This is a genomic window from Methylophaga sp. OBS3 (assembly GCF_026319325.1).
In the GTDB taxonomy this organism is placed as follows: domain Bacteria; phylum Pseudomonadota; class Gammaproteobacteria; order Nitrosococcales; family Methylophagaceae; genus Methylophaga.
This window is the reverse complement of record NZ_JAPDMU010000001.1, coordinates 792,561-807,767: the sequence shown is the minus strand read 5'-3', so window position 1 is coordinate 807,767 and position 15,207 is coordinate 792,561. Positions and strand designations below refer to the sequence as shown.

The 15,207-nt window shown below is 42.9% G+C and carries 16 protein-coding genes and 2 tRNA genes; 9 read left to right on the top strand and 9 right to left on the bottom strand.

Translation table 11 applies throughout. From position 1 onward, the window contains the following. Nucleotides 1-2 precede the first annotated feature (2 nt). Nucleotides 3-1,301, top strand: coding sequence for a sensor histidine kinase (locus tag OMP94_RS03950; RefSeq protein WP_266276245.1), 1,299 nt, complete (start codon nucleotides 3-5; stop codon nucleotides 1,299-1,301). Nucleotide 1,302: 1 nt separating this feature from the next. Here OMP94_RS03950 and OMP94_RS03945 read toward each other — a convergent pair whose 3' ends face one another. Further along, nucleotides 1,303-2,001, bottom strand: coding sequence for a response regulator transcription factor (locus OMP94_RS03945; RefSeq protein ID WP_266276243.1), 699 nt, complete (start codon nucleotides 1,999-2,001; stop codon nucleotides 1,303-1,305). Nucleotides 2,002-2,161: 160 nt separating this feature from the next. Here OMP94_RS03945 and OMP94_RS03940 point away from each other — a divergent pair, with 160 nt between their 5' ends. The 8 genes from OMP94_RS03940 to OMP94_RS03905 all read left to right on the top strand — a co-directional run bounded on the left by OMP94_RS03940 (nucleotide 2,162) and on the right by OMP94_RS03905 (nucleotide 8,575). Continuing rightward, nucleotides 2,162-2,371: a (2Fe-2S)-binding protein gene (locus tag OMP94_RS03940; RefSeq protein ID WP_266276241.1), complete on the top strand. Its 210-nt coding sequence runs from the start codon at nucleotides 2,162-2,164 to the stop codon at nucleotides 2,369-2,371. Between the two features lie 229 nt (nucleotides 2,372-2,600). Beyond that, nucleotides 2,601-3,080: a bacterioferritin gene (bfr, locus tag OMP94_RS03935; protein WP_266276239.1), complete on the top strand. Its 480-nt coding sequence runs from the start codon at nucleotides 2,601-2,603 to the stop codon at nucleotides 3,078-3,080. Between the two features lie 147 nt (nucleotides 3,081-3,227). Beyond that, entirely contained in the window at nucleotides 3,228-3,767 is a 540-nt protein-coding gene (gene siaB / locus OMP94_RS03930) for a biofilm regulation protein kinase SiaB (RefSeq protein WP_266276237.1), read from the top strand. Nucleotides 3,768-3,780: 13 nt separating this feature from the next. Further along, the gene (siaC, locus tag OMP94_RS03925) at nucleotides 3,781-4,161 is read left to right on the top strand and encodes a biofilm regulation phosphoprotein SiaC (protein WP_266276235.1); all 381 of its coding nucleotides are present in this window, start codon (nucleotides 3,781-3,783) and stop codon (nucleotides 4,159-4,161) included. A 42-nt stretch (nucleotides 4,162-4,203) separates the two neighbouring features. Further along, complete coding sequence (siaD, locus tag OMP94_RS03920) at nucleotides 4,204-5,025, top strand: biofilm regulation diguanylate cyclase SiaD (RefSeq protein WP_266276233.1); 822 nt, start codon at nucleotides 4,204-4,206, stop codon at nucleotides 5,023-5,025. 24 nt (nucleotides 5,026-5,049) lie between these two features. After that, on the top strand, nucleotides 5,050-7,047 hold the full coding sequence (siaA, locus tag OMP94_RS03915; protein WP_266276231.1) for a biofilm regulation protein phosphatase SiaA: 1,998 nt from the start codon (nucleotides 5,050-5,052) through the stop codon (nucleotides 7,045-7,047). A 9-nt stretch (nucleotides 7,048-7,056) separates the two neighbouring features. Further along, on the top strand, nucleotides 7,057-7,845 hold the full coding sequence (locus tag OMP94_RS03910) for an outer membrane protein OmpK (RefSeq protein WP_266276229.1): 789 nt from the start codon (nucleotides 7,057-7,059) through the stop codon (nucleotides 7,843-7,845). Between the two features lie 25 nt (nucleotides 7,846-7,870). Then, on the top strand, nucleotides 7,871-8,575 hold the full coding sequence (locus OMP94_RS03905; protein WP_266276227.1) for a DUF2726 domain-containing protein: 705 nt from the start codon (nucleotides 7,871-7,873) through the stop codon (nucleotides 8,573-8,575). A gap of 80 nt (nucleotides 8,576-8,655) precedes the next feature. Here OMP94_RS03905 and OMP94_RS03900 read toward each other — a convergent pair. The 8 genes from OMP94_RS03900 to OMP94_RS03865 all read right to left on the bottom strand — a co-directional run bounded on the left by OMP94_RS03900 (nucleotide 8,656) and on the right by OMP94_RS03865 (nucleotide 15,205). After that, nucleotides 8,656-8,732: transfer RNA gene (locus OMP94_RS03900), tRNA-Arg, on the bottom strand. A gap of 59 nt (nucleotides 8,733-8,791) precedes the next feature. Next, a tRNA-Ser gene (locus tag OMP94_RS03895) sits at nucleotides 8,792-8,882 on the bottom strand. A gap of 55 nt (nucleotides 8,883-8,937) precedes the next feature. Beyond that, nucleotides 8,938-9,123: a carbon storage regulator CsrA gene (csrA, locus tag OMP94_RS03890; RefSeq protein ID WP_266276225.1), complete on the bottom strand. Its 186-nt coding sequence runs from the start codon at nucleotides 9,121-9,123 to the stop codon at nucleotides 8,938-8,940. Nucleotides 9,124-9,337: 214 nt separating this feature from the next. Continuing rightward, the gene (locus tag OMP94_RS03885; RefSeq protein WP_266276223.1) at nucleotides 9,338-10,558 is read right to left on the bottom strand and encodes an aspartate kinase; all 1,221 of its coding nucleotides are present in this window, start codon (nucleotides 10,556-10,558) and stop codon (nucleotides 9,338-9,340) included. A gap of 3 nt (nucleotides 10,559-10,561) precedes the next feature. Further along, nucleotides 10,562-13,165 carry an alanine--tRNA ligase gene (alaS, locus tag OMP94_RS03880; protein ID WP_266276221.1) on the bottom strand — a complete coding sequence of 868 codons (2,604 nt, stop codon included), beginning with the start codon at nucleotides 13,163-13,165 and terminating at the stop codon, nucleotides 10,562-10,564. Then, entirely contained in the window at nucleotides 13,162-13,605 is a 444-nt protein-coding gene (gene recX, locus OMP94_RS03875) for a recombination regulator RecX (protein WP_266276219.1), read from the bottom strand. The genes alaS and recX overlap by 4 nt, the downstream gene beginning before the upstream one ends. Next, the gene (gene recA, locus OMP94_RS03870) at nucleotides 13,602-14,645 is read right to left on the bottom strand and encodes a recombinase RecA (protein ID WP_266276217.1); all 1,044 of its coding nucleotides are present in this window, start codon (nucleotides 14,643-14,645) and stop codon (nucleotides 13,602-13,604) included. The genes recX and recA overlap by 4 nt, the downstream gene beginning before the upstream one ends. 59 nt (nucleotides 14,646-14,704) lie before the next feature. Then, entirely contained in the window at nucleotides 14,705-15,205 is a 501-nt protein-coding gene (locus OMP94_RS03865; protein WP_323135051.1) for a CinA family protein, read from the bottom strand. Between the last annotated feature and the right edge of the window lie 2 nt (nucleotides 15,206-15,207).

The window sequence follows — 15,207 nt, the reverse complement described above, 5'->3', positions numbered from 1 at the left end:
GGATGGCAAAAGCCAACAATAATCTGCAATCAAAACTCATTAAGGTTTTCTTAATTCAGATAGTTTTGATTAGTTTAGTCACACTTGGTGGTGTATTTGCTGCCAAAGCGACACTGGAAGATATTTTGGTACGCGCTGCGCTTGAGGGTGAGGCTGAGCATTTTTGGTTAAAACGAAGTGAAGATCCAAATTTTCCGTTGCCAGATACCATGAATCTTAGGGCGTATATTTCGCCAGTTAACGATTTACAGCAGTTGCCTTTACCACTACAAAACCTGTCACCCGGTTTACAACGTGCCCAGATGAATGGTCAAGAGCCGATTATTTTTGTTGAAGATAAAGCTGGGCAACGTTTGTTTCTCATTTTCGATGAGATGAAAGTATCTCGGTTGGCACTCGTCTTCGGGATATTACCGTTGGCACTCGTGCTGGTTGTACTTTATTTGTTGGCTTGGTTTGCCTATCGTCAGTCAAATAAAGCTATTTCGCCTATTGTTAAGTTGTCACGAGCGGTTGAACAGGTTGATTTTAAAGATGGCAATTTGCCACAGCTCGATTTAGGAGATATTCGTAAGATTTCTGATGAAGAGGTGACGAGTTTAGTTCGTGCCTTAGATCACTTTACCGGGCGATTAGAAAACTTCGTGGAGAGAGAGCGTAATTTCACACGTGATGTCAGTCATGAGTTACGTACGCCGATTGCTGTAATTCGTGGAGCGCTTGAATTAGTTGAGCGTAAGTATGGTGATGCAGCAACGGCTGAAGTGAATCGTATGTATCGTACTTTGTACGATATGGAGTCTTTGATTGAGACCTTATTATTGTTGGCGCGTGAACAGGCACAATCTTTACCATCTGAGCAGGTGATTGTGAATGACCTTATCACTGCAGAACTAGAAAACCTGCAAATGATTCATCACGACAAAGCCATCAGCATTAATGTAGAAGAGTCTGGCATGCTCATTGTGGACGCACCTGAGCGGGTTTTACCGATTTTGATTGGTAACTTATTACGAAATGCCTTTAATTACACCTTGCGTGGCAGTGTCACTATACGTATTCAATCAGATGGCTTTTCTGTGGCGGATAGTGGTATTGGTATGGATAAAACCCAGATTAACCAGTTATTTAAACCTTTCTATCGTGGAAAAGATAACGGGGCGCCCGGTTATGGCATCGGTATGACGATTGTGAAGCGACTTTGTAACCGTTATGACTGGAGTTTAAGGCTATCAAGCAAAATCGGCGAGGGCACAGAAGTCAGTGTGCATTTTCCGAATGCACGATTTAGAAATCTTTGATTTATAAATCTTCAGGTAGACAAACCTTATAACCCACACCAGGTATGGTATGCATAAGTTGTTGCTCAAAGGGCTTATCGATATTTTTACGTAGGTTATATAAATGACTGCGTAAAGTATCACTATCAGGCGCATCGTCACCCCAGACTTCAGACTCTAATCGTTCACGTGTGACCAGTTTAGGCGATTCACGCATCAGGATGCGAAGAATATGAAGTGTAATAGGGGAGAGCTTGATTGTTACATTCCCTCGCGTGACACGCATTGTTTCTAAATCAAACTTTAAATCGCCAACTTGTAATTTAGCACCCTCAAGTTCACCACGTTGACGACGGATCAAAGCCACTAGTCGCGCCTCTAACTCTCGTAATTCGAAAGGTTTGATGAGATAGTCATCAGCACCGACTTCAAAACCATTTACTTTATCGTTTATCGTGTCTCTGGCCGTCAACATGATGATAGGCGTGTTCAAATGCATCTGCTGGCGGAGTTTATGGCACACTTCAAAACCATCTAAGCCCGGCAACATAATGTCGAGCACAACGGCATCATAGTGATTCTCTTCGCAAAGCTGTAAAGCACTCACACCATCAGCCGCAAAGTCAACGGTAAAGCCACCAGCTTCGAGATAGTCGCCCACATTGGCCGCTAAATCACGATGATCTTCAACGATTAAGATGGTAGCCGCAGGTATTTTCATGAATCGCCTTTAAAATGAAGCACGGGTAAGTATTGGCACGTTAAGACTTTAAAACAATTACAGCAAGTTTGTTTTACAAATGTAAAGGCGCGTAAAAATCAATTGACTAATTAAATAACAATCATTATCATTTGCATCATTGTCTTTATAGGTGGCTTACATGATTATCTGTGTTTGCAACAATGTGAATGTCCAAGCGATTAAAAACGCCGTTAATGATGGTGCTGATACCTTGGAGAAAGTCCGTGAAACCACCGGTGCCGCAAGCTGCTGTGGCAAATGTCAGTTTAAAGTTAATCGCCAGTTACAACAGCATTTGACGCAATCAAACGATGCGCAATCTGTGCCGATGACAGCGATTTATTCATAACGCTTTACTTGCATTTATCACTAGGAAATCTTCCTAGGGAAAAAAATTAGCAATCGCTAAGTCTTTCAATTACCGCTAAAAATATATCTGACATTCGTTCAGAATAACGCCTGCATTTTAGTACAGATGCTAATCGTTTTCATTTGCCTTTTATATCAACAAGTTATCTTTGACTTTTGGTTTTAATCGACGATAATCGCTATATGCAATTTAAACGAAGGACAGCACTATGAAAGGCGACAAAAAAGTCATTGAGTTATTAAACAAAGTTTTAGGCAACGAGCTGATTGCCATTAATCAATATTTTTTACACGCCAAAATCTACAAGGATTGGGGCCTGAAAAACTTATATGAGCATGAGTATCATGAGTCAATCGACGAAATGAAACATGCAGATATGTTGACTGAGCGAGTCTTGTTCCTAGAAGGTTTGCCTAACCTTCAAGATCTAGGTGCACTGCGTATCGGTGAAAATACCCGTGAAATGTTGGAAGCCGATCTGGCTTTAGAGATGGATGCTATTCCAGATTTAAAAGAAGGCATCCTCTACTGTGAGCAAGTAGGTGACTATGTTAGCCGTGATTTGTTTAAACACATTCTTGAGTCAGAAGAAGAACATGTTGATTGGCTGGAAACACAACTAGGCTTAATCGATAAAATGGGTATTGAAAATTACCACCAAGCGCAAATCGTCAAAGAAGCCGAATAAGCACAATAAAAACGCTTTTACGCAAGAAATCCTGGGCATTTTGTCCGGGATTTTTTGTTTTCAAATATAATATGCCGTTTAGTGCACATTCGACATAATGTTTATGTTGTATAGTCTTTAAATCGTGAGCTTTTATCAGGATGCTTTATGCAATCAATTAACCTATTGACGCTACGACAGGAGCTAAATGAAAAAAACATTTTGTTATGCTTCAATGGTCCGATTTCAAGTGGTCTTATCCAAGAATTAGGTGACGCACTAAAAAACCATTTGCAAACTGAAGCAACAGAACCCAGCCTCGCTATGGATGTGTTTGGTGTCTATATCGAGCTTACACAAAACATTCGACACTATGCCAAGAAACAGGGGTATTCTGAGATTCAAAGCTCAGCCACTGTTGTTGTTGCTCATAGTGAAGGTGGTTACCAGGTGATGGCTGGCAATATTGTTGAGCCAAATGATGGTCAAAGTTTAGTCGAAAAAATTAACGATTTAGCAGCAATGGACAAAGTGCAGCTTAAAGCTGCATTCAAAAAGCAACTGCGTGAACCTCGGGAAGAAAATAGTGCTTCTGGTGCCGGCTTGGGTCTAATTGATATTAGCCGCAAAGCATCAAACCCGATTTCGTGTTCATTGACAGATGCAGAACAAGGAAAAGCTTTTTTAAGCATACTCGCAACTATCTGAATTTAATTACACTATGAAACTTAATACGCTTTTTTTAGAGCAGACTAAAAATACTCCAAAACTGAATGCTGAGCCGAGCAGTGGCTTATTCACCATTGAAGGTGATTCCTACCCAGAAAATTCATATGAGTTTTTTGCGCCAGTCTTTGAATGGGTTGAACAGTTTTTAGCGACTGCTGACAACACGTTGGTTATGCATATTCAAATTGCTTACATGAATACCAGTAGTGTTAAAGCAATGATGGATTTGTTTGACATGATGGAAGATGCCTACCTTAAAGGGAAGAAGGTAGAAGTTATTTGGTTTTATGACCCTCGCAATGAACGTGTGGTGGATATGGTGGAAGAGTTCATGGAAGATTGCTCGTTTCCGTTCAAGATAGAACCTAAGTAAATGCAAATGCTGCGGCGCGGCAGCATTGAAGCGAGATAACCCTTGGCTAATCAGAACGAAAAGTCCAAAGTAGAGCAAGATCCAGAGATTGAGAAAATCTTATTGGATCCAAAATTACGTGATAATCCGCTGGTACCTGTTTTAAAAAGACTTTATGACGAGTCGCAAGATCATAAGCGGCAGCTGCAAAAGCTGATGCGAATTGCTGATGCGTTTGATGGTCTTTCCTACGATAAGAACGTCGAGCTGCAAGAACAGTTTGGTAAGCAATTACGTCGACTTCAGAAAATCGCGCGGATCTCAGATTTGTATCAACAAAATATGGTTGATGTGAATGAGCAGTTGGAATATCACGCCCAACATGATTTGCTGACAGAACTACCCAATCGTCGTTTTGCTATTCATAGGCTTAAAGAACTCCAAGCACTCTATAAGCGCAAGCAAGTTCAGTTTTGTTTAGCATTAATTGATATCGATCATTTTAAAGCTATCAATGATATTTACGGACATGAGCTTGGTGACAAAGTCTTGAAGAAGTTTGCCAGTATTCTTAAAACCGGCGTACGTATTTCAGACGTTTGTAGCCGTTGGGGTGGGGAAGAGTTTTTACTTATCGTACCCGAGCTTAATGTCACTGAAGCCAAGATCTTGATAGAACGGATTTTACAAAAGGTCATTGAGACAGATTGGCCGCATTTCTTACCTAATAAACCCACGCAAACCAAAGTTATCGATACGATTACTTTTAGTGCGGGTTTAACTGCCTTTCGGGCAAATGAAAATTTTGATGAAACGATTAAACGTGCTGATGATGCTTTGTATCAAGCCAAGCAATCAGGTCGTAATCGTGTGACAGTTGCTTGATATTGTCAGGCGTCGGAGAGAAGAATGGCAATATTGAAAATGGGCTTACGCAACAAAGCCATGGCAGCTTTAGTGTTGGTTTTGTTGATTATTCTCATTCCGGCTACGCTGATTACTTGGCAGGCATTTAAACAGGTACATAAAAGTCTTGCAGCTGCTTATGCCGAAAACCTTGCTGAACTAAATCGTTACAAAATTCGTGCTCCAGTTGACCGCGAGTTGGTGTTGAGTCAGCAGTTTGCAAAGGCAAGTTTCTCTAAAGCATGGTTTGCCGATGAAAGTAATTCTGAAAAGGCTGATATCTTCTTTGATGAAGCGCAATCCTATATGGAGAGTTTTCGCGACAAGGCCTATTTTGCAATTCATGCCAAAAGCAAAAATTATTATTTCAATGAGTTAGGCTCAAACGATAAAGCACCAGATTATCAATTATCTGAGAGTAACCCAGATGATGGCTGGTTTTTTAATATCATTAAAGACACCAGAGATTACAACATCAATGTAAACCCTGACCTCCAGTTAGGTACTACGCGTGTTTGGTTCAATATCCCTGTGAAAGACCAAAATGGTTCAACGCTTGGCATGATTGGCACTGGCCTTGATTTAACCCGTTTTGTTGACGATTTGCTGCAAACGGGTGAGGTGGGTGTTACTACCATGGCGTTAGATCAAGAGGGATACATTCAAGCGCATCCTGATGCATCTCTTATTGCTTTTGGTAGTGGAGCCGGTTTAGAGAGTGAAGGTAAGCAAGTATTTGAATTATTAGCAGATAAAGATCGTGATGCGGCAAAGGCTTTGCTTGGAAATAGCAATCCAGATGCAATTCAATTGTTGGACGTAACGGTCAACAACCAGCCTCATATTTTGGTGACCTCATATATTCCAGAGTTAAATTGGTATGTCGCGTCGTTGATTAACCTCAATGTTGCAGAGGTGGTTAGCGAGCGTTGGTTGTACGGCATTATGTTTGGGGTTGTTGCTGTTATCTTGCTCATTATTGTGGCATTGGCTTTCGCTGTTCAACGCATGTTGATTCAGCCATTGAGTCGACTACAAAGCTCGGCAAATGCGCTGGCAAAAGGCCAATATGATGTCAGTCTACCGGTGCAATCGACAGATGAGATTGGTGATTTGTCACGTGCATTTGCGCAGATGGTGAAAACGATTCAATCGCACACCAATGAGCTCGAGTCTAAGGTAAGTGCTCGGACGAGAGAGCTCGAAAACAGTAATCGTGAGATTGAGTTGATTAATAAAATGGTTAACGACTCAATTGATTATGCTCGCTTGATTCAACAAGCCATCTTGCCTGATTTAGTCATGCAGCGTTGTTTACCCGGCAGTTGCTGTGTTGTCTGGCACCCCAGAGATACCGTTGGTGGTGACTTCTATGCATATCATCAAGCAGATAAACAACATCTGGTTGCCATTGTTGATTGTGCTGGTCATGGCGTTCCTGGTGCATTGATGACAATGTTAGCGAGAGCGGCGTTAGATCATGCTGTGCGTGAGCATGGCTTAGATTCACCTGCGAAAATTCTCCAGAAAATGGATGAAGTATTGCGTGGCATGTTATTGGACCTCGAGTTACCACGTGGTTTGGCAACGAATATGGACGCCGGCTTAGCAATTATTGATGCTGAACATGATGAAGTGAAATTCTCAGGAGCCAAACTATCATTGTATGCATGGCGAAATGATGAACTCACCCAGTATAAAGGTGCACGTCGTCCATTGGTTGGTAGAAGAGTGCATACCTTTACTGACACCGTCATTACAGACTGTAAAGATACACATTTCTACATGACCACAGATGGCTATTTAGATCAGCCCGGCGGTGATCATGGCTATGGTCTACGTTTGGACGAATTTGCTGACGCAATTCGTCAAGCAAATGCTTTATCATTGCCTGAGCAAGATAAAGCAATCATGCAATATCTGAATAAATGGACGGATAATCGGTATGAGCAAAGGGACGACATTTGCGTTATTGGTTTTACCATTCCACCGACTAAATAACACTCAATTATGAAAATATTAAAACTGAGTGTTTTATCGGCTTTACTTAGTCTACCAGTGACGAGTTTTGCCTTTGATTGGTCTATTAACGAGTTGCATTACCAACATGGGCAAATCAAGAGCCCAGGATTTGTAGGTGGCAAGAGAAGTACAACCGATATTCTGACCTTTCAGCATGCCAGTGGTTGGCAATATGGCCAAAACTTTCTATTCATCGACTATTTGGATGACGATCGAAAAGATGGTTTTAATGATGAAGACTTTTATCTGGAATACTACGGCTCGCTGAGTCTGAGTAAAGTAACCGGTAAAAACTTTGCTTTCGGTCCAGTGAAAGATATGAGCCTGATTGCTGGTATAAACTATGCTCATGATGCCAAAGTACGAAAATATCTACCCGGCATTAGGTTTTCATGGAATGTGCCAGCATTTACTTTCTTGAACACGGATATTACGGCTTATATTGATGATAATCGCGGTTTATCAGCTGGCGGCGCACCTGCTGAATCTGATAGTTACATGGTTGATGTTAACTGGGGCTTACCGTTTAAAGTCGGGCAACAACGGTTCTCAATCGTGGGACATATTGAATATATTGGCAGCCGGCATAATGAACTAGGTTTACCTGTAAGACATTGGATCTTGGCGCAGCCACAGTTCAGGTGGGATGCCGGTCATGCACTATTCAATAAAGCAGATAAACTTTACTTAGGTGTTGAATATCAATGGTGGCAAAACAAGCTCGGTGATGATGTAGACGAGCATACAGCCCAGGCATTAGCGGTGTGGCGATTCTAATTCAATAATTCGGGAATTGATAAACATGGAAGTTTTCATCCTACTAACACTACTGGTCATCATTGTTTTATTTGCGATAAAGCAAATCCCCGATGTTAAGAATCTAAAGTCATTGCCGTATTTTAAGGTGACAGCACTTCTGACACCTGCGGAAATTTCATTTCATCATGTACTCAAGTTAGCCGTTTCATCTGAATATGATATTCATGCCAAAGTTCGTTTGGCGGACGTGATTAATGTCCATAAAGGTATACCGAAAAGCAGTTGGCGAACCGCGTTTAACCGGATTCAATCTAAACATCTCGACTTTGTTTTAGTGGATAAACAAACGGCGGAAATAATTTGTGCGATAGAGCTTGATGATGCCAGTCATGCAAACTCATCCAGACAGGCTCGCGACAAATTTCTAGAAGAAGTGATGACAGTCGCCAAGCTTCCATTATTAAGATTACCTGCGAGACAAGGTTACCAATCACAGGATATTCAAGCGCAGCTAACCCAGCTGATTATGCCTGGTAATTTAAACCCGATTGTTGATGAGCCTAATGACAATAATTTGAAAGTTTACTTACGGCCAGAACTCGATGGTGAAATGTCAGAAGTACCAACATCATGTCCTAAGTGTGGTGGTAATTTATTGGCTAGAAAAGCCATGAAAGGAAAGGGAACCGGGAAAACTTTTCTAGGTTGTTCTAATTATCCAAAATGTCGCTATATTGCGGCAAATTAATATGTCGAATTTATAAACGCGAGAAACAAAAAAGCAGTTACCAGATAAACTGATAACTGCTTGAATGTACTTATAAAAAGTGGCGCGCCTGGCACGATTCGAACGTGCGACCGCCTGGTTCGTAGCCAGGTACTCTATCCAGCTGAGCTACAGGCGCTGTAAACGGTAAATTATACTTTTAAATGATGTTTCTAGCAACGATAAAAGTAAGTAATTTGGCGGAGAGCGAGGGATTCGAACCCTCGATAGGGTATTAGCCTATACGCCCTTAGCAGGGGCGCGCCTTCAGCCACTCGGCCAGCTCTCCATCAAAGCCGATCATTATACCAGAAAAGATGGATTTGGCTAGTGAAAATGCCGAATTAACCGGTGCTAGATTGATCTTTTTCTGCTTGAATTCTATCGTAGATTTCTTCACGGTGAACGGTGACGTCTTTAGGGGCATCGACACCGATTCGAACTTGATTGCCTTTGACACCCAGAACGTTCACAACAACATCATCACCAATAATCAGTGACTCTCCAACGCGACGTGTAAGTATAAGCATGGTATTCCCCTTACTCTGTATTTTGGCTACGAGGGTAGGGATTATTCCCTTACGTGTAATGGCCTCGTGCCATGATTCCTGTTTTATCCCTATAGAGATCTTGCTGTCTCTTTTAACTGAGGTTTCAGGTAACTTTGTCTGAAAAACAGTTGTGTACAAGTATAACAGCAAGTTTTAACGGAATCGACAGGAAATACTTCCTGAGATCAATGCGTTACTGACCCTGTTCGAGGTTAAAAGCCTTGTGTAGCGCGCGTACACCGAGTTCAAGATATTTTTCATCAACCACAACTGAGATCTTAATCTCTGAAGTTGAGATCATGCTGATATTGATATTTTCTTGAGCCAAAGACTCAAACATGCTGCTTGCAATACCCGCGTGCGAACGCATTCCGACACCAACCAGAGAAATCTTAGCGATATGTTCATCACCATTTACTTCCCGCGCATTTAAATCGGTTGCGATTTGTTGCAATATTTTTAATGCAGTTTGATAGTCATTACGATGAACAGTGAAAGTGAAGTCGGTTGTTGCATCATGACCAGTATTTTGAATGATCATATCAACTTCAATATTTTGCTTGGCAATAGGGCCAAGAATTTTATGAGCAACGCCCGGCTGATCTGGTACACCCAGAATAGTTAACTTGGCTTCATCACGATTAAACGCGATACCGGAAATTAGCGCTTGTTCCATTTCTTGTTCCTCAGACGTTATCAGCGTACCACCACCTTCTGTAAATGAAGATAGGACGCGTAACGGGACATTATATTTACTGGCAAATTCGACAGATCTGATTTGTAAAACCTTGGCACCGAGACTGGCCATTTCGAGCATTTCTTCGAAAGTGATGCGGTCTAAACGACGTGCTTCTGGTACCACGCGAGGGTCAGTTGTATAGACACCATCAACATCGGTATAAATCTGACATTCGTCAGCTTTTAATGCGGCTGCCAAAGCAACAGCAGTCGTATCGCTGCCACCACGACCTAAGGTAGTGATATTTCCTTGGTCATCACAACCCTGGAAACCTGCAACCACAACAACTCTGCCTTCTGCTAAATCTGCACGCATTTTGTCGTCATCAATTTGAACGATACGAGCTTTATTGTGCGCATCATCAGTCAAAATACGGACTTGTGGACCAGTGTAAGATTGAGCCGGCGTGCCCATTTCTGCCAAAGCCATACTGAGTAGGGCGATTGTGACCTGTTCACCAGTAGACAAAAGGACATCCAATTCTCGACCACGTGGATCTGGATTGATATCTTTAGCAAGCGCCAATAAACGGTTGGTTTCGCCACTCATTGCAGAGACAACGACAACCACATCATGTCCGTCTTGACGATATTTCGTGACTTTCTTTGCTACTTCTTGGATACGTTCGACAGAACCGACTGAGGTTCCACCGTATTTTTGTACGATAAGCGCCATTATTTAATTTTCCAGCTTGCTGGCAACCCAATCAGTTACCGAATCAAGCGCTTTTGATAAGTTTTCTGGTTCACTACCGCCGCCTTGAGCCATATCAGGGCGACCACCACCTTTACCACCAACTTGTGTTGCAACATGTGCAACCAAATCACCGGCGCGAATTTTAGCAGTCTGATCTTTGCTGACACCAGCAATTAATGTGATTTTGCTATCTTCAACTGTTGCCAGAACAATCGCAGTACTGCCGAGTTTATTTTTCAACTGGTCAACAGCATCACGCAAAGCTTTGGCATCAACGCCGTCAAGCTTGGCGGCAAGGACTTTGACGCCCTGGATGTCTTTAGCTTCAGCGGCTAAATCTTGACCAGCGCTACTAGCAAGTTTGGCTTTTAAAGACTCCAATTCTTTTTCTAATTGGCGCGTGCGTTGAACCAGTTGCGCAGTTTTGTCCTCGACATTTTCTGCCTTGGCTTTAACCAAGTCTGAAATTTTGCGCAGACGGTTTTCTGAGTCTTCAATATAGTTAAGAGCAGTATCACCGGTAACGGCTTCAATTCGGCGAACGCCTGAAGCGATACCGACTTCACTTAAAATTTTGAAAACACCAATATCACCAGTTCTACCAACATGCGTACCACCACACAGTTCAACTGAGAACTCACCCATGCTTAATACACGAACTTCATCGTCGTATTTTTCACCAAATAGCGCCATCGCACCGCTTTCACGGGCTTTTTCAATTGGCATTAAGCGTGTTTCAACTGCATGGTTAACACGAATTTGTTGGTTTACCAGACGTTCGATTTCACGAAGTTGTTCTGGAGTGACTGGTTCGAAATGAGAAAAGTCGAAACGTAGGCGCTGAGCATTTACTAATGAACCTTTCTGGGTGACATGATCACCTAGAACTTCTCTTAATGCTGCGTGCATAAGATGCGTAGCAGAGTGATTTAATGCAGTTGCTTGACGATTTTGCTCGTCAACATGTGCTAAAACAGTTTGGCCAACTTCAAAGCTTCCGTGTTTACAGTCACCAATATGCGTAAAGGCTTTACCTTGCTTACGGGTGTCAGTAACAGTGAAGTGAGCACCAGCAGAATTGATTTCACCCAAGTCACCAACCTGACCACCAGACTCGGCATAGAAAGGGGTGTTGTCTAATACGATGATGCCTTGCTGGCCTGCGTGTAATTGAGCAACGTTTTCACCATCTACCAAAATAGCCGTGATTTTGCCTTCTTGCTGCGTGTGGTCGTAGCCAGTAAAAACCGTTTCGCCATCAATAACTAGACTTTCTGATAAACCGCCGCCAAATTGACTTGCGCTGCGTGCACGATTACGTTGCGCTTCCATATGACGCTCAAAGCCAGCGATATCGATAGTTAAATCACGCTCACGGGCAATATCGGCTGTTAGATCGATAGGGAAGCCATAGGTGTCATACAGTAAGAAAACAGTTTCACCCGGAATCTCTTTGTCAGCCATGGCGTCAATGGCTTGGTCTAAAATTTTCAGGCCGTTATCTAAAGTATCTGCAAAACGTTCTTCTTCAAGTTTTAATGCACGCTCAACCAATGGTTGTGCTTTTGCCAACTCTGGGAAAGCATCACCCATTTCGGCAACCAGCGGTGCAACCAACTTATAAAAGAATGCTTCTTTTAGACCTAGCTTATGTCCGTGACGAATAGCACGACGAATAATACGACGTAAAACGTAACCACGGCCTTCATTTGATGGCTGAACACCATCTGTGATCATAAATGCACAAGAACGAATATGATCAGCAACAACACGAGCCGAAGTGTGGCTAGTATCTGAGATACCTGCCAAATCAGTGATGGCTTTAATCAGGCGTTGGAACAGATCAATGTCGTAGTTGTTGTGTTGGTGCTGTAGTACCGCTGCTAGACGTTCCAAGCCCATACCTGTGTCAACAGAAGGCTTAGGTAGTGGCGTTAGTGTGCCATCAGCGGAACGGTCGAATTGCATGAAGACCAAGTTCCAAATTTCGATGTAACGATCACCATCTTCTTCTGGTGTGCCAGGCGGGCCCCCGGCAACATCAGCACCATGGTCATAGAAAATTTCAGAGCAAGGGCCACATGGACCTGTGTCACCCATTGACCAGAAGTTGTCTTTGGCACCAATACGTGAAAAACGCTGTGGATCGATACCGATTTCTTTTAACCAGATATCTGCTGCTTCATCATCTTCTTCAAAGACGGTTACCCAGAGTTTTTCTGGTGGTAATGCCAGTGTAACGGTCAGAAATTCCCAAGCATATTGAATCGCTTCGCGTTTGAAATAATCACCAAAACTGAAATTACCCAACATTTCGAAGAATGTGTGGTGACGCGCTGTGTAACCAACATTTTCTAAGTCGTTGTGTTTACCACCTGCACGCACACAGCGCTGGGTCGTTGTTGCTCGCGTGTATTTACGTGTTTCCTGACCGAGAAATAACTCTTTAAATTGCACCATACCGGCGTTGGTAAACAACAGCGTTGGATCATTAGCTGGAACCAATGGGCTGCTAGCGACAATTTCATGGCCTTTACTGGCGAAAAAGTCGAGGAACAATTTGCGGATTTCAGCGCTTGTTTTCATGTGTTGTGATTAAAACTTTCTGTAATTTGCTCATGAGTAAACCCCCGGTATTGTAAAAAACGCTGTTGTTTCGCACGTTCCTTAAAATCGGCGGGTGTCTGCTCGCCAAAACGCTTGCATCGTACTGCAACTGCAAGCGCAAACCAATCAATATCTGCCAAGCGTAATGCCTCAGCTATCAGGTCATCATTCACGCCACGCTGTTTTAGCTCTTGGCGAATTCGAAGCTCACCACAACCTCGTTGGCTTCGGTGCCTGATGTAATCCTCAGTAAATCGAGAATCACTTTGTAAATCGTTTTTTTGTAGCCAGTCTAGCGTCTTATCAATATCTACATCATCATGCTGATATTTTTCTAATTTTGCTCTCAGCTCGCTGGCACTGTGTTCTCGTCGTGCCAGTAAGCCTATAGCTTGTTGATTACTGGAACGTCGGCTCACGCTTCGTATTCAGCATCTGCCTCATCAGTGGCTGGTTTCGCCTTGATATTCTTTGGCAGCATAACAGCACGGATTTTGGCTTCAATATCAGCCGCCATGTCAGGGTTTTCTTTCAGATATTGACGGACATTATCTTTACCTTGACCGATACGATTACCGTCGTAGCTATACCAAGCGCCTGACTTCTCTACGATATTTTCACTAACACCTAAGTCAATCAACTCACCTTCACGTGAAATACCTTCGCCATAGAGAATATCGAACTCAACCTGTTTAAATGGCGGGGCGACTTTATTCTTAACGACTTTAACGCGTGTTTCGTTACCGAGGATTTCATCACCTTTCTTAATGGCGCCAATACGACGAATATCAAGACGGACAGATGCGTAGAATTTAAGTGCATTACCACCGGTGGTTGTTTCAGGGTTACCGAACATCACACCGATTTTCATACGAATTTGGTTGATGAAAATAACCAGTGTGTTTGAACGTTTAATGTTGGCAGTCAGCTTACGCAGGGCTTGTGACATCAAACGAGCTTGTAGACCCATATGGCTGTCACCCATGTCACCTTCAATTTCAGCTTTAGGGGTTAAAGCCGCAACTGAGTCGACAACAACAATATCCACAGCACCACTGCGTACTAACATGTCGGTGATTTCTAAGGCTTGCTCACCGGTATCAGGCTGAGAAACCAATAAGTCATCGATGTTTACGCCGAGCTTTTCAGCATAGATAGGATCTAAAGCATGTTCAGCATCGACAAACGCCGCAGTACCACCTTGTTTTTGCATTTCAGCAATGGCGTGCAAGGTTAATGTGGTTTTACCAGATGATTCTGGGCCGTAGATTTCGATTACACGACCACGTGGCAAGCCACCGATACCCAGTGCAACGTCAAGACCAATTGAACCAGTAGAGACTGCAGAGATGTCACGGGCGGCGCTTCCATCGCCTAAACGCATCACGGCACCTTTACCAAATTGTTTTTCAATTTGACCTAAGGCAACGCCTAGCGCTTTCTTTTTGTTTTCATCCATTTGCTTACCCCTGAGACTGAATTTTTTTAGAATGACGGATTATCACATACAAGCGACTGTCACTCTAGCATTTTGATGAGCTGATTTAAGGCAAAAGCGATAGCTTGACGCCGAATTTCATCACGATTGCCATCGAATAGTTGTTTGCTACTAAACTGTTGGTTTGCGCTGGCAAAACCAAAACAGACTAGTCCAACAGGTTTTTCGGGACTACCACCGGTCGGTCCGGCAATACCACTGATACCAACACTAATATCACCACCAAGGTTGGTTAAGCCACCGACAGCCATTTCAGTCGCAACGGCTTCACTTACTGCGCCGAATTGGCTGAGCGTGTCAGTTTTAACACCTAGCAGAGCTTGTTTTAGTGCATTGGTATAACTGATGACGCCCCCGCCAAACCAAGCCGAACTGCCTGCTAGATCCGTGCAGCACTTAGCTAACCACCCACCGGTACAGGATTCAGTGGTAACCAGTTGCCAGTTTCGTTTTAATAACTCGGTCGCCAGTTGTTCAGTGAGTTGATAAAGTGTGTCATCTGCAATTGTTGGCATACGCATAA